General features: G+C 62.5%; 13 protein-coding genes, 1 pseudogene and 1 riboswitch. Of the genes and pseudogenes, 5 read left to right on the top strand and 9 right to left on the bottom strand.

What is annotated here, in order from left to right; all coding sequences use genetic code 11:
- Positions 1-140: 140 nt before the first annotated feature.
- Both dnaG and rpoD read left to right on the top strand, forming a co-directional pair.
- Positions 141-2,123, top strand: a complete 1,983-nt coding sequence (gene dnaG / locus BMY38_RS06465) for a DNA primase (protein WP_092761289.1) — start codon at positions 141-143, stop codon at positions 2,121-2,123.
- Between the two features lie 83 nt (positions 2,124-2,206).
- Positions 2,207-4,204, top strand: coding sequence for an RNA polymerase sigma factor RpoD (gene rpoD / locus BMY38_RS06460; RefSeq protein WP_092760809.1), 1,998 nt, complete (start codon positions 2,207-2,209; stop codon positions 4,202-4,204).
- A 313-nt stretch (positions 4,205-4,517) separates the two neighbouring features.
- On the opposite strand, the gene BMY38_RS06455 is transcribed toward rpoD, so the two are convergent.
- Complete coding sequence (locus BMY38_RS06455) at positions 4,518-4,730, bottom strand: dodecin family protein (RefSeq protein ID WP_092760807.1); 213 nt, start codon at positions 4,728-4,730, stop codon at positions 4,518-4,520.
- Positions 4,731-4,977: 247 nt separating this feature from the next.
- Between BMY38_RS06455 and nrdR the strand changes: the two genes are divergently transcribed.
- Positions 4,978-5,439, top strand: a complete 462-nt coding sequence (gene nrdR / locus BMY38_RS06450) for a transcriptional regulator NrdR (RefSeq protein WP_092760805.1) — start codon at positions 4,978-4,980, stop codon at positions 5,437-5,439.
- 14 nt (positions 5,440-5,453) lie between these two features.
- The gene (ribD, locus tag BMY38_RS06445) at positions 5,454-6,521 is read left to right on the top strand and encodes a bifunctional diaminohydroxyphosphoribosylaminopyrimidine deaminase/5-amino-6-(5-phosphoribosylamino)uracil reductase RibD (RefSeq protein ID WP_092761287.1); all 1,068 of its coding nucleotides are present in this window, start codon (positions 5,454-5,456) and stop codon (positions 6,519-6,521) included.
- 9 nt (positions 6,522-6,530) lie between these two features.
- On the opposite strand, the gene metK is transcribed toward ribD, so the two are convergent.
- The 8 genes and pseudogenes from metK to BMY38_RS18690 form a co-directional block, all read right to left on the bottom strand.
- Positions 6,531-7,715 (bottom strand): methionine adenosyltransferase, encoded by a 1,185-nt coding sequence (metK, locus tag BMY38_RS06440; RefSeq protein WP_092760803.1) that lies wholly within the window; start codon positions 7,713-7,715, stop codon positions 6,531-6,533.
- A 4-nt stretch (positions 7,716-7,719) separates the two neighbouring features.
- A riboswitch (SAM-SAH riboswitch) is annotated at positions 7,720-7,767 on the bottom strand.
- A 9-nt stretch (positions 7,768-7,776) separates the two neighbouring features.
- A complete protein-coding gene (lnt, locus tag BMY38_RS06435) occupies positions 7,777-9,255 on the bottom strand; it encodes an apolipoprotein N-acyltransferase (RefSeq protein ID WP_092760801.1) in 1,479 nt (492 codons plus the stop codon).
- A gap of 2 nt (positions 9,256-9,257) precedes the next feature.
- Entirely contained in the window at positions 9,258-10,178 is a 921-nt protein-coding gene (locus tag BMY38_RS06430) for a hemolysin family protein (protein ID WP_245737511.1), read from the bottom strand.
- Between the two features lie 6 nt (positions 10,179-10,184).
- The gene (gene ybeY / locus BMY38_RS06425; RefSeq protein WP_092760799.1) at positions 10,185-10,652 is read right to left on the bottom strand and encodes an rRNA maturation RNase YbeY; all 468 of its coding nucleotides are present in this window, start codon (positions 10,650-10,652) and stop codon (positions 10,185-10,187) included.
- Positions 10,649-10,993 (bottom strand): ribonuclease E inhibitor RraB, encoded by a 345-nt coding sequence (locus BMY38_RS06420; protein WP_092760797.1) that lies wholly within the window; start codon positions 10,991-10,993, stop codon positions 10,649-10,651. The genes ybeY and BMY38_RS06420 overlap by 4 nt, the downstream gene beginning before the upstream one ends.
- Positions 10,990-11,955 carry a PhoH family protein gene (locus tag BMY38_RS06415; RefSeq protein ID WP_092761283.1) on the bottom strand — a complete coding sequence of 322 codons (966 nt, stop codon included), beginning with the start codon at positions 11,953-11,955 and terminating at the stop codon, positions 10,990-10,992. The genes BMY38_RS06420 and BMY38_RS06415 overlap by 4 nt, the downstream gene beginning before the upstream one ends.
- Positions 11,956-12,188: 233 nt before the next feature.
- Positions 12,189-12,500 (bottom strand): hypothetical protein, encoded by a 312-nt coding sequence (locus BMY38_RS06410; protein WP_092760795.1) that lies wholly within the window; start codon positions 12,498-12,500, stop codon positions 12,189-12,191.
- Positions 12,501-12,531: 31 nt separating this feature from the next.
- Positions 12,532-12,660: pseudogene (locus BMY38_RS18690) on the bottom strand (OmpA family protein); the annotation flags it as partial.
- A gap of 605 nt (positions 12,661-13,265) precedes the next feature.
- Here BMY38_RS18690 and BMY38_RS06400 point away from each other — a divergent pair.
- Positions 13,266-13,601 (top strand): hypothetical protein, encoded by a 336-nt coding sequence (locus BMY38_RS06400; protein ID WP_092760793.1) that lies wholly within the window; start codon positions 13,266-13,268, stop codon positions 13,599-13,601.
- Positions 13,602-13,643 lie beyond the last annotated feature (42 nt).

The raw sequence follows: 13,643 nt of genomic DNA, 5'->3' as shown, positions 1-13,643 counted from the left end.
GGATCGGGCGGCGTCTGGCGTACCGGTAGGTTTCGTGTTCGCACACGCTCGGGCGACAATCGCCGCCGACGGTCGCCCACAGGTCCATGATCGTGCTGCGCCCTCTCGACTCTGGCAGGTCGCAGGCCGATATTGCGGCAATGCGCCTGCCCGACAGCTTCCTCGACGATCTTCGCAACCGGCTGAGCCTGTCTCATGTCGTCGGGCGCAAGGTGACGTGGGACATGAAGAAGACGAACCAGGCCAAGGGCGACTGGTGGGCCCCCTGCCCGTTTCATCAGGAAAAATCCGCCAGCTTCCACGTCGACGACCAGAAGGGATTCTACTACTGCTTCGGCTGTCAGGCGAAAGGCAACGTCTTCGGCTTCGTGCAGGAGACCGAGAACGTCGGCTTCATGGAAGCTGTCGAAATTCTTGCAGGCGAGGCCGGGATGCCGATGCCCGCGAAAGACCCGAAGGCCGCCCAGAAGGCCGATCTTCGCACCCGTCTGGCCGAGGTTACCGAAGAGGCCGTGAAATGGTTTCGCCTGCAGCTTGAGACGCAGGCCGCCACGGATGCACGCGCCTATCTGGAACGCCGGGGCCTGAACCGCACCACCCTCGACCGCTTCGAGATCGGGTTCGCGCCCGATGCCTCCGACCTGCTGATGAATGCGCTGACCGACAAGGGCATTCCATTCGACCTTATAGAAGGGGCCGGCCTGGCCGTTCCTGCCGAAGATGGCAACGCGGCCCGCGACCGTTTCATTCACCGGATCATCTTTCCGATCCGCGACCCAAGAGGACGCTGCATCGGGTTCGGCGGTCGGGCGATGAACCCGAATGCCAAGGCGAAATACCTGAACTCGCCCGAAACCGTGCTGTTCGACAAGGGGGCCAACCTCTATAATCTCGGACCCGCGCGCACTGCGGCGGGCAAGGGTCAATCCCTTGTCGTGGCAGAGGGTTACATGGACGTCATCGCCCTGTCGCAAGCCGGGTTCGAGGCATCCGTCGCACCGTTGGGCACCGCCGTCACCGAACGTCAGCTGCAGATGCTGTGGCGCGTCACGCCCGAACCGCTGATCGCGCTGGACGGCGACGTGGCGGGACAGCGTGCGGGGCTGCGTGTGGTGGATCTTTCGCTGCCTCTGATCGAAGCGGGTCAATCCCTGCGCTTTGCCATCCTGCCCGAGGGCAAGGACCCGGACGATCTGATCCGCGACGGCGGGCCGAAGGCGATGCAGGCCGTGCTGGACGAGGCCCGGCCCATGCTGTCGCTGCTGTGGCACCGCGAAGTGGTCGGTAAGTCCTTCGACAGTCCCGAGCGTCGTGCGATGCTGGACCGCGACCTTCGGGCCGTCGTGCGCCGGATCAAGGACCCCAGCCTGCGACGACATTACGGCGAGGAAATCGCCCGCCTGCGCGCCGAATTGTTCGGACCCGTCGTGCCCCGCGGCGACGGTGGCGGGCTGCGGGGCAACCGCGAATTCGTCTCGACTAAATCCCATGCGCAAAACCGCCCCTTCACGCCCGGCAAACGCTGGCAGCCACCTGCGCAGGCCACGACAACGGCGCGCACCTCGGATCTGGCGGTGGGCAAGACCAGCCCCGACACATTGCTGGAACAGGTCATCCTTGCCGGATTGGCCCTGCATCCGTCGCTGATCGGGGAGTTTTCCGATCTGCTCGAGGCGGGCCACTGGACGCGGGACGAGCATCTTTGGCTGGCTCAGGTATTGATTGCACTGGAGCCGCAAATCGGCGCGGAGGCGGCACGGATCACCATTGACGAGCGTCTTGGCCACGAAGCCCTTGAAATACTTCTGGCGCAGCGCCATGTCCGCATCTCGCCTCTGACCCGTACCGATGTGGACGGGGCGCGGATGTGCATTCGGGATGCGCTGGCGCGACTTGATGCGCGGCGGGGGGCCGACCGGGAACGCCGGGAGGCGATCGAGGATTTCGAGGACGGAGCCGATGAGGCAATGACCTGGCGGCTGGCGCAGGCTGGGCGCCTTCGTGACAACAGCCAGCGGATGGCACGGAGTGATGACTTGGACGGGGCGGATGAAGTCGGCCTGTCCACCTACTTGCAGGACCTTCTGGACACGAAGGTTTGGGAAAAAGCTAAGAAAAAGTGATTCGGGGTGCGGCTCCGTTCGATTCGCGCTAGTGATTCGCCAGACGAACCATGAAGAATCACTCCTCTGATCGGAGCGCGGCGATGGCCAAAGATACGGACGACGAAAAGCAACAGGATCCGGATGGCGATCACTCGCTCGATATGAGCCAGGCGGCTGTCAAAAAGATGATCGCCGAGGCACGAACGCGGGGCTACATCACCTACGATCAACTCAACCAGGTTCTGCCGCCCGAACAGGTATCGTCCGAGCAGATCGAGGATGTGATGTCGATGCTGTCCGAGATGGGCATCAACATCGTCGAGGCCGAGGAAACCGAGGACGAGGACGAGGACGACGATCAGTCTGGCGGGTCCACTGCCGTAGTCGATGCGTCGAAAAAGGGTGGCGACGTTGCCACGACCGAGGGCGGTGCCGAAAAGCTGGACCGGACCGATGATCCCGTGCGGATGTACCTGCGCGAAATGGGGTCCGTCGAATTGCTGTCGCGCGAAGGCGAAATCGCCATCGCCAAGCGGATCGAGGCCGGTCGCAATACTATGATCCTGGGTTTGTGTGAAAGCCCGCTGACCTTTCAGGCGATCACGATCTGGCGGGACGAATTGCTGTCCGAGGATATTCTGCTGCGCGACGTGATCGATCTGGAAACCACATTTGGCGACCAGATGGAGGAGGAGAGCGAGACTGCTGTGGTTGGCACCGCTCCCGTATCTGGGGCAGCTCCGGACGCAGGCACCAAGCCTGAACTCGATGCCGACGGCAATCCGATTACGGACGCGGATGACGAAGACGACGAAGACGAAGGCGCGAATATGTCGCTGGCCGCGATGGAGGCGGCTTTGAAGCCGCGTGTCCTGGAAACGCTCGACGTGATCGCAAACGACTACATCAAGCTGGCCGAGATGCAGGACCTCCGGATCAGCGCCACGCTGAACGAGGACGATACGTTCTCGAACAAGGCCGAGGACGAGTATCAAAAGCTGCGCTCCGAGATCGTCGAACTGGTCAATGCGCTGCATTTGCACAACAACCGGATCGAAGCCCTGATCGACCAGCTCTACGGGATCAATCGTCGGATCATGTCCATCGACTCGGGCATGGTGAAGCTGGCGGATCAGGCGCGCATCAACCGTCGCGAATTCATCGAGGAATATCGCGGCCATGAACTGGACCCGGGCTGGGTCGATCGCATGACCGAGAAGACCGGGCGCGGCTGGCAGGCCCTGTTCGAGCGGTCGCGCGACAAGGTCGATGAATTGCGCGGCGACATGGCACAGGTTGGTCAATACGTCGGCGTCGACATCAACGAGTTCCGCCGCATCGTGAACCAGGTCCAGAAGGGCGAGAAGGAAGCCCGTCAGGCCAAGAAGGAAATGGTCGAAGCCAACCTGCGTCTCGTGATTTCCATTGCCAAGAAATACACCAATCGCGGCCTGCAATTCCTCGATCTCATTCAGGAAGGCAACATCGGTCTGATGAAGGCCGTCGACAAGTTCGAGTATCGTCGCGGGTACAAGTTCTCGACTTATGCGACGTGGTGGATTCGTCAGGCGATCACGCGCAGCATCGCCGATCAGGCCCGCACGATCCGTATCCCGGTCCACATGATCGAGACGATCAACAAGCTGGTCCGCACCGGCCGCCAGATGCTGCACGAGATCGGTCGCGAACCGACACCCGAAGAACTGGCCGCCAAGCTGCAGATGCCGCTGGAAAAGGTTCGCAAGGTGATGAAGATCGCCAAGGAGCCGATCTCGCTCGAAACGCCGATCGGCGACGAGGAGGACAGCCAGCTTGGAGATTTCATCGAGGACAAGAACGCCGTTCTGCCGCTGGACAGTGCCATTCAGGAAAACCTGAAAGAGACGACGACGCGTGTCTTGGCATCGCTGACCCCGCGCGAGGAACGCGTCCTGCGGATGCGGTTCGGCATTGGTATGAATACCGATCACACCCTGGAAGAGGTCGGCCAGCAGTTCTCGGTGACCCGCGAACGCATCCGTCAGATCGAGGCGAAGGCGCTGCGCAAACTGAAGCATCCGTCGCGGTCGCGCAAACTGCGTTCGTTCCTCGATCAGTAAGTGAAATATGAGCCGCGTGCCGCTCAGGTCATCCTATTACCTGAGCGGCCAGGTCTCTGGTGCCATAGTCGTATCGCGGACGTTGACCGGTGGGCCCGTCACGACCAATGTCTCGGATCGGATGGCCGAGTATTACACGGCTGAAAGCGCTGCAATCGTGGCACGGGTATACGCCAGTGATTTTGCGCGTCTCCGGTATTCGACAGACCTTTCCGAGGCCCGATAGAATTCCCTGGGTCTTTCACGGCTCACACAACAGCGGGAGGAGCGCTCCCGCTGCCGCATGGCAACGCGGTATCTAGTACCTTCCGGACTACTTCTTCCCGTCTTCGAGGATGAACGTCACCATCATGTTGACCTGATAGTGGTCCACCTTTCCGTCCTCGACGCGGACATACTGCTCCTTGACCCAGGCGCTCTGGACATTGCGCAATGTGTCGTTGGCGCGTTCGACACCGAGGGCCACGGCGTCATCGAAGCTCTTCTTCGAGGTAGCGGAAATTTCTGTTACGCGGGCGATACTCATGTTCTGATCCCTTTCAACTGTGTCGGAACAGGTTGCGGGCTCGGCTGTCGTCAGGTCAAGGAAACATGCCGCAACCCGAGTTTGCGCGGACGTCCGCTGCCCGCACGGGGTCCGGCTAGACGCGGAGGCACATTGGAAGATGCCGCATCGCACTTGCCACACCACCATTAGAACGGCACACTACCCGCGCACCTAGGATTGGTCCCTTGCGCCAGATGTCGCTGGACCGAAGACCCGGAGATCTATCATGCGTTGCCCCTTCTGCGGAAATGTCGACACCCAGGTGAAGGATTCCCGACCGGCCGAAGATCACGTCGCCATCCGCAGACGTCGGTTCTGTCCGTCCTGCGGGGGCCGGTTCACGACCTATGAACGGGTGCAACTACGCGATTTGGTGGTTATTAAATCCAGCGGCAAACGCGAGGAATTCGACCGTGCCAAGCTGGAGCGCTCGATCCGCATCTCGATGCAGAAGCGGCCCGTCGATCCTGAACGGATCGATCAGATGATTTCCGGCATCGTGCGGCGGTTGGAATCGATGGGCGATACCGACATCAAGTCAACCACGATCGGCGAGATCGTGATGGAAAGCCTCGCCCGGATAGACACCGTCGCCTACGTTCGTTTTGCCAGCGTCTACAAGAACTTCCAGGCCGCAGACGACTTCGAAGACTTCGTTCACGAACTGCGCCCCCCCGCCGACCCGTGATCGATCCCCGCTTCATGGCCCACGCCCTGGGTCTGGCACGGCGCGGTCTGGGCCGGGTCTGGCCAAACCCGGCCGTCGGCTGTGTGATCGAACGGCATGGCGTGATCCTGGGCCGCGCGCGGACCGCCGACGGGGGCAGGCCTCATGCCGAAACACGCGCCTTGGCTCAGGCCGGTGGTGCGGCGCGCGGGGCAACGGCCTATGTCACGCTGGAGCCTTGCGCGCACCATGGCGCGACCCCGCCATGCGCGCAGGCCCTGATCGATGCGGGTATCGCGCGGGTCGTTATCGCCGCTCGCGATCCGGACCCCCGCGTCGATGGGGGCGGGATCGCGATGCTGAGGGCCGCCGGGATAGAAGTGATTGAAGGCGTTCTGGACAGCGAGGCAAGGTCGCTGCAGCAAGGGTTTCTGACACGCCTCGCGCAGGGTCGCCCGTTTGTTACGTTGAAACTCGCCACCAGTATCGATGGTCGTATCGCGACGGCAAGCGGCGACAGTCAGTGGATCACCGGACCGGAAGCACGGGCTCATGTCCATGCGCAGCGGGCTTGCCACGATGCCGTGATGGTCGGTGCCGGAACCGCACGCAATGACGATCCGCAACTGACGGTGCGCGGAATGGGCGAGGTGCCGCAGCCCGTCCGCATTGTCCTGTCCCGGCGTCTGGACCTGCCTGTCGACAGTGCAATGACCCGTGGCACGGCCCCGGTCTGGATGGTGCACGGCAGCAAAGCGCCAGAAGATCGCCGCGCCGCCTTCTCAGCCAGGGGTGTCAGCCTGATTGCCTGCCCCGCCGGGCCGGGTGGGCATGTCGACCTGACGGCCGCGCTGTCTGAACTGGCCCGGCGCGGATTGACGCGGCTATATTGCGAGGGCGGTGGCACGTTGGCCGCGGCATTGCTGTCCGGAAACCTGGTGGACCGGCTGGATTGCTATACCGCCGGACTGGCCCTGGGGGCCGAGGGCACGCCCGCACTCGGGGCAATGGGGCTCAGCGCCCTGTCCGATGCGCCGCGTCTGCGCCTGTCGGAGGTTCGAACGCTGGGGCCCGACATCCTGCACCGCTGGACCGCCGGTTAGACCATCCGGTCAGACTTCGGTGGCGATCTTTTCGGCCAGATCCGTCCGCTCCCACGAAAAACCACCGTCCGCCTCGGGCGCACGACCGAAGTGACCATAGGCAGCCGTGCGCTGATAAATCGGCTTGTTCAGGCCCAGATGTATGCGGATGCCGCGCGGCGTCAGATCCATCACCCGATCCAGCGCGCGTTCGATCGCAGGCTCTTCGACCTGCCCGGTGCCATGCGTATCGACATAGATCGACAGCGGCTTCGCCACACCGATCGCGTACGACAGTTGCAGTGTGCAGCGTGTCGCCAGTCCGGCGGCGACTACGTTCTTCGCCAGATACCGCGCAGCATAGGCGGCGGAACGATCCACCTTGGTCGGGTCCTTGCCCGAGAAAGCTCCGCCGCCATGCGGGGCCGCGCCCCCATAGGTATCGACGATGATCTTGCGCCCGGTGAGGCCCGCATCGCCGTCCGGCCCGCCGATCACGAAGATGCCGGTCGGGTTCACGTGCCAGACCGTATCGTCATGAATCCAGCCGTCGGGCAGAACGTCGCGGATATACGGCTCAACGATGGCGCGGATGTCGGCCTGCGTCTGCGTCTCATGCGCGTGCTGCGTCGACAGGACGATGGACTCGACCGCCACCGGCACGCCGTCTTCATAACGCAACGTCAGCTGCGACTTGGCGTCCGGCAGCAGCGTTGGTTCGGTCCCGTCCTTTCGCACTTCGGCAAGACGGCGCAGCATCGCATGGGCGTAGTGGATGGGCGCGGGCATCAAATCGGGTGTCTCGGAACAGGCATAGCCGAACATGATCCCCTGATCGCCCGCGCCCTCTTCCTTCTGGTTGGTCGCGTCCACACCCTTGGCAATATGCGCCGACTGGCCGTGCAGAAGATTCGTCACCTCGACCGTGGCGTGATGAAACTTGTCCTGTTCGTAACCTATATCGCGGATGCAATCGCGGGCGATCTGCTCAATACGACCCAAGTAGTCGTCCAGCGCCGCCTTGTCGGACAGCCCCACCTCGCCACCGATCACCACGCGGTTTGTCGTCGCGAAGGTTTCGCAGGCGACGCGGGCCTCCGGTTCCTCGGCCAGAAAAGCGTCGAGGACGGCGTCCGAAATCCGGTCACAGACCTTGTCAGGGTGACCTTCGGACACGGATTCCGAGGTGAAGGAATAATTCTTGCGACTGCTCATGAAGTGCTCCGATTATGAACCGCGCCCCGTCAGGAAGCCGTTGGGACGGTTGGTGTCTTCGCTAGGTGGGATTGCGAACGAGGGCAACCGGATTTCGAACCCTGTGCCACAGCAGAAATGCAGTCAGGAGCAGCAACACCATGAGAGCCGCCCAGTCTCCAGTCATGATATAAAGCGTCGGGGGCAGTGCGGGCGGCAAGGCTGCGTCGAGGTGCCCGGCCTCTCCCAGTGGCAGCGACCCGAGAATGTTGCCCCGCGCGTCGATGACCGCCGATACCCCGGTATTCGCGGCGCGCAGCAGCGGCAGACCGGATTCGGCTGATCGCAACCGCGCCAGAGCCAGATGCTGCTGCGGCCCCGCATTGGCTCCGAACCAGGCGTCGTTGGTCAGGTTCAGAATCGCCTTCGGGCGATCTACCTGCCGCAATATCTGGGGAAAGATGGTTTCGTAACAAATCAGGGGCAACACCGTTCCGATTTCCGGCAGGTCCATCAGAACAGGTCCGTCGCCCGGCACGAAGCCACCCGCCAGCTGCGCCGCGAGGGGGCCTAATCCGAACATTTCAAAAAAGCCCTTCAGGGGCAGGTATTCTCCGAACGGAACCAGTCGGAACTTGTCCTGTACCTGGGCGACGTCGCCCCCCTCACCCGTCAGCATCACGACCGAATTCCGCGGCCTGCCGTCCTCGCCGTATCGCTGCGCTCCGATGACGACCGGTTTGCCACCCGCCGCCGTGGCGATGACAGGCCGCAGATCGTCGGAGTATCGCAAAAGCTGTGGCAGAGATGTTTCGGGCCAGACGACGGCATCCGGCGCTCGGCCAAGCGGAGCGGCCGCGGTTTCGGCAAGCCCGCGCTGGAAGAATACGTAAATGAAATCCGGGTCCCATTTCTGACTTTGCGGCGCATTCGGCTGCACCAGCCGGATGACCGGCGCATCGTCGGGCACGGCGGGTGCATCCGGCAGGGTCAGTGCCAGACCGAATGGCAACAGCCATATCGCGACCCCCGATGCCATCCGCACCGGGGTCCGCGCCGCGATCAGGGCAGCTCCCAGAAGCACCATCAAACCCAACCCATGCGCACCGACATAGGCCGATGCCGTAAGGGCAGGCGATCCGATCAGGATATGCCCCGGCAGGCCCCAGGGAAACCCGGTCAGCACGTAGGACCGCAAAAGCTCGGCCCCCGCCAGCGCCACGCCGACCCCGATAGGCCCGCCCGACAGGCGCATCCCCAGCCAGCCTGCAACCGCCCAGAACAGCCCGAAACCCAATGAGAAGCCAAGCAGGGCGAAAGGTGCGAGCCATCCGGTCAGGGCCGCGTCCACCAGGAAAGGTTCTATGATCCAGTTCAGGGCAAGCGCGAAATGGGCCATGCCGAACAGCAGACCGGCCAGGAAGGGCCAGCGCGCCACCGTGATGGAATAGATCCCGACGACATAGGCCGGCAGCGCCAGCCACCACAACTCCCACGGGGCCTGACCCAACGCGGCGGCAAGTCCCGCGAGAACGGGAAGAAGGTGGTGAAGGTGGCGCATTCTCAGGCGGCTTGCGGCATACGAAGGCGCAGACGCTTGATCCGGCGGGGGTCGGCGTCGACTACCTCGATCTCGGCGCCCGACGGATGGGGAATGACCTCGCCGCGTTCGGGCACACGCCCGGCCAGCATGAACACCAGCCCGCCCAGCGTATCGACCTCTTCTTCATCCTCGGAGTCAACCAGCCGAAAACCGATCTCGTCCTGAAAATCGTCGATGGGCGTGCGGGCCAGCGCCAGATAGCAGCCGGTCTTCTCCTGCCGCCAGAACTTGCCTTCCTCCTGATCGTGCTCGTCCTCGATCTCGCCAATGACCTGTTCGATCAGGTCCTCCAGCGTCACCAGACCGTCGACGCCACCATATTCGTCGATCACCAGCGCCATATGGATGCGCTGCGTCTGCATCTTGGTCAGCAGCACGCCAATGGGCATCGACGGCGGCGCATAGATCAGCTTGCGCAGCAGGGGGCGCATGTCGAACGTCTTGTCGCGATCACCGTTGAATCCATGGTTCAGCGCCAGATCTTTCAAATGGATCATGCCCAGCGGCTCGTCGAGCGTATTCTCGAACACCGGCAGGCGCGTCATCCCGGACTGGCGGAATTTGGCAACCAGATCCGGCAGCGAGATATCGACCTGCACGGCCACCACCTCGGCGCGCGGGATCAGCACATCGTCCAGCCGCTTCAGCCGAAGGTTCAAAAGGCCAGGCATCGGACGCGCTGTCGCCACGTTATCGGTTCGCAACTGTGGATCGGGCATCAAACCGCCGAAAACACGCGCCATGAATCCCGGACGTGCACCGATATGCCCGTCGCTTGCTGTATTTTCGTCCTGCGCGCCCGGCGCGGCGCTAGACGATCCGTCGTTGTCCATCGGACCCGGTGGCCCCTTCCTGTTGATGCGAAACATCGCTTCGCGCATGTCGTATCATTCCCTACCAGACGCATAGGGATCGGGGAAACCCAATCCGGCAAGGATTTTAACTTCGAGCGCTTCCATGCGCGCCGCCTCCGCATCGGTCTGGTGATCGTGCCCCAGAAGATGCAGCGTGGCATGGATCAGCAGATGAATGACATGGGCTTCGAATGGCTTGTCCTGCTCGGCAGCTTCTTGCCTGCAAGTATCGAAGGCGATTGCGATATCGCCCAACTCCGTATCATCCGGCACCTTGCCGGGCATGCGGTCCCCGGACGGCCAGCTCAGCACGTTGGTCGGCACGGGCTTGCCGCGAAAGTCCGCGTTCAACGCGGCGATGCGCGTATCGTCGCAGCCCATGACCGCGACCTCGAAATCGCCGGTCAGGTCCGATCCGCGCAGTGCTGCGGGAATGGCAATCTGCGCCAGACGCTCCAGATCGATCCAGCGCGCGTCTTCGACGATCACGTCGGCGATCATGCCCCGATAAATCCCCAGCCATCGGGTGTGAACCCGAAACGCAGCGCCGCCTCGGTGCAGCGACGCTCCTCGGCATGGATCGTCTCGGGCGTCAGTGGCATGACACCGGTCTGCACTTCGATTGCCTCTTCCGGGTCATCTTCATCCTCGGGGTCGGCCTCGTAATGTTCGACATCGTATCCCGCGTCTTCCAGCCAGCCCATGAATTCTGTCGCATCCGCACCGTCACCAGCCCGGAAATGCAGGTCCAACTGGCCCTGATGCGGCAGGTCGTGCTGCGCCGACATCTCCGCCCAGAGCGCCTCCGTCGCGGCTTTCTGCGCGGCATAATCAAAGCTCATCGCGCGTAATCACGCGGCGCGGCGCGCTCGGCTTCGCGGCGCGCATCATCAGCCTCGTAGGCGGTGATGATCTTGGCGACCAACTGGTGACGCACGACATCGGTGGCGGTGAAGTAATTGAAACTGATCCCCTCCACCCCTTCCAGAATAGCCTCCGCATCGCGCAGACCCGACTGGACACCGCGTGGCAGATCGACCTGCGACCGGTCGCCGGTGATCGCCATCCGCGACCCCTGCCCCAGACGCGTCAGGAACATCTTCATCTGCATGGTCGTCGCGTTCTGCGCCTCGTCCAGAATGACGAAGGCATTCGACAGCGTGCGCCCCCGCATGAAGGCCAGCGGCGCGATTTCGACCCGCTTGTCCTCGCGCAGTTTCTGCAACTGCTTGCCGGGCAGAAAATCGTTCAGCGCATCATACAGCGGCTGCATGTAGGGATCGACCTTCTCGTCCTGTGTGCCGGGCAGGAAGCCCAGCTTTTCGCCCGCCTCGACGGCGGGCCGTGTCAGGATGATCCGGTCGACTTCGCCGGTGATGAATTTCGACACCGCGACCGCGACCGCGATATAGGTCTTGCCCGTTCCCGCGGGGCCGATCCCGAAGGTCAGTTCGTTCTCCAGAAGGTTGCGGGTATAGGCTTTCTGCGCCTCGGTCCGCGGCTCCATCGTCTTCTTGCGGGTGCGGATTTCCAGTTTGGGACCGGCGAACATCTCGGTCTGATCGCCCTGACGCGCGCCATCGTTCTCTTCCTCGGCGCGCAGACGGATCAGACCGTCGATCGCGCCCATATCGACCTGTTTGCCCGATTCGAGCCGGGAATAGAGCGCATTGAGCACCCGTTCCGCCTCGGGGGCAGCTTCACCGTGCACGGCAAGCGCATTGCCGCGATGGACGATTTGCACGCCCATTAATTGTTCGATCTGAGAGAGATGGGCACCGCCGGGACCGACCAGGTCGATCATCAGGCGATTGTCGGGGAAGTCCAGCTGGACGGCGATTTTGTCTTCGGGGGCAAGCAGAGTGGCCAAGCACGCATCCTTCTAGGGAGTATCAACAGCGGCGATCGCAAAAGGGTGCCCCGAACACGATGGAGCCGCAAGGGAACGTCGGTGGCATGAGCGCGATTTCAACCCCGAATGTAACAGGGCCGCGACGTTTCCGCAGCGACCCCTTCATTGGCACCCGAAAGCAACAGTCAAATTCCGTCGCTGACGTCCTGTCCGCCACGGAACGGACCGGTCACATATTCCGGCGGAGCCGTGTTGCGTCCGCAGACCTGACGTCCGGTGCGCGGGTCGTAACGGGCCGAAAGATATCCTTCCACGCCGTCGTCTATCAGCCAATGTTCACAACCGCGCGGGTCGACCCAGATACCAGGCGAAAGGTCCTGCAGAGACGACCGACCGATCAACCCGCGGTCGATGGTCTTGTCGCCGGTGTTGTCCGATTCGCATGCGGACAGCGTGACGAACACCGCACCGGCGGCGGCGATACGAAGAATGCTCATGTCAGTGTTTCCCCCGGTGCGTCTTTGGCGGTTGATTGCATACGGGAACACCAAGCTCTGTCACATGCGGCGTCATGAAGCCTTCGACACCGTCGTCCATGACCCAATGTTCGCATCCGTCGGGGTCAGTCCAGATCGTGGGCTTGTAGCGTTCGGCCTGAATGCGCCGCTCGGTCGTCGGCTCGGGAATCGTGCGCCCCTTCATCCAGACGCCGCGCCCGGTCCGGTCGCGTACGAAAGTATAGATGTTGCCACGCGAATCCGCGCCGACATCACCGATATTCTGCGCCATCGCGGGGGCTGCTACGACCTGCAGCGCAGCCATACTCAGAAAGGCCATCGCCATCCTGAATGCCTTCGATCCGTCCCGAGCCACACTGAGCCTCCCATATCGTTCCGTCAGAATATCGCGCGACTCACCCCCACGAATCCGACGTCACGATTGCGAAAGACAGAACGGACGGTTGCAGCCGCTGGCTCGCAGACTATCAAATGCGGCGCGCCTGCAAAACCCCATTACTACATATTGCGGCTTATTAGGGCCGAACCCCAATTTTTTCGTCCCCACCTCCGCTTTTCTCGGGACAATTCCGGCTATCCCGGCCTTTCGTCTCCGGAGCGAGCAAAATGCGCCATAATAGATGTCAAACCCCTTCGAGAGCGCTACTCTGACCGATATGCGACGGTCTTTCGCGCGGGGTAACTCGTGATCCGGGGGGATCGGGCCGACGCATGTGTCTGCCATAACCTTCACAGGATAACGTCATGAAAACTCTAACTGCCGCGCTTACCGTTGCCGCGTTGCTTCCGGCATCGGCTGCCTTCGCGCATCAGGGCCACGGCTACAAAGTCCGCCACGCGACCCAGCAGGTGCAACCCCTTAAGGTGCGCGTCAGCTGCCAGCGCTTCTTCAGCGATGAAGTCATCTGGGACCGGCCCAATGGTGTCTTCGTCGATGATCTGCGGGCTGCGGGCTACAACCCGTCCGACTCTCAGTCGATCGCCACGTCGGTGTGCCGCGATGAACGTCTGGTCGATAACCCCGAAGGACTGGGCGACAAGATGCGCGAAATCCTCGCCTCCAATCCGCCCCGTCGCTGAACCGGGTCTCTGCATCCGGGTGCGGGTCCGTCAACGGCCCGC

It is taken from the genome of Jannaschia helgolandensis, assembly GCF_900109285.1.
Taxonomy (GTDB): Bacteria; Pseudomonadota; Alphaproteobacteria; order Rhodobacterales; family Rhodobacteraceae; genus Jannaschia; species Jannaschia helgolandensis.
The sequence above is the reverse complement of the archived record's forward strand: the minus strand, read 5'-3'. Positions and strand labels throughout refer to the sequence as shown.

What these genes read in the sequence shown, in the direction of transcription:
- dnaG (WP_092761289.1), top strand. Translation starts at nt 141, where the DNA reads ATGCGCCTGCCCGACAGCTTCCTCGACGATCTTCGCAACCGGCTGAGC.
- rpoD (WP_092760809.1), top strand. Translation starts at nt 2,207, where the DNA reads ATGGCCAAAGATACGGACGACGAAAAGCAACAGGATCCGGATGGCGAT.
- BMY38_RS06455 (WP_092760807.1), bottom strand. Translation starts at nt 4,730, where the DNA reads ATGAGTATCGCCCGCGTAACAGAAATTTCCGCTACCTCGAAGAAGAGC.
- nrdR (WP_092760805.1), top strand. Translation starts at nt 4,978, where the DNA reads ATGCGTTGCCCCTTCTGCGGAAATGTCGACACCCAGGTGAAGGATTCC.
- ribD (WP_092761287.1), top strand. Translation starts at nt 5,454, where the DNA reads ATGGCCCACGCCCTGGGTCTGGCACGGCGCGGTCTGGGCCGGGTCTGG.
- metK (WP_092760803.1), bottom strand. Translation starts at nt 7,715, where the DNA reads ATGAGCAGTCGCAAGAATTATTCCTTCACCTCGGAATCCGTGTCCGAA.
- lnt (WP_092760801.1), bottom strand. Translation starts at nt 9,255, where the DNA reads ATGCGCCACCTTCACCACCTTCTTCCCGTTCTCGCGGGACTTGCCGCC.
- BMY38_RS06430 (WP_245737511.1), bottom strand. Translation starts at nt 10,178, where the DNA reads ATGCGCGAAGCGATGTTTCGCATCAACAGGAAGGGGCCACCGGGTCCG.
- ybeY (WP_092760799.1), bottom strand. Translation starts at nt 10,652, where the DNA reads ATGATCGCCGACGTGATCGTCGAAGACGCGCGCTGGATCGATCTGGAG.
- BMY38_RS06420 (WP_092760797.1), bottom strand. Translation starts at nt 10,993, where the DNA reads ATGAGCTTTGATTATGCCGCGCAGAAAGCCGCGACGGAGGCGCTCTGG.
- BMY38_RS06415 (WP_092761283.1), bottom strand. Translation starts at nt 11,955, where the DNA reads ATGATCGACCTGGTCGGTCCCGGCGGTGCCCATCTCTCTCAGATCGAA.
- BMY38_RS06410 (WP_092760795.1), bottom strand. Translation starts at nt 12,500, where the DNA reads ATGAGCATTCTTCGTATCGCCGCCGCCGGTGCGGTGTTCGTCACGCTG.
- BMY38_RS06400 (WP_092760793.1), top strand. Translation starts at nt 13,266, where the DNA reads ATGAAAACTCTAACTGCCGCGCTTACCGTTGCCGCGTTGCTTCCGGCA.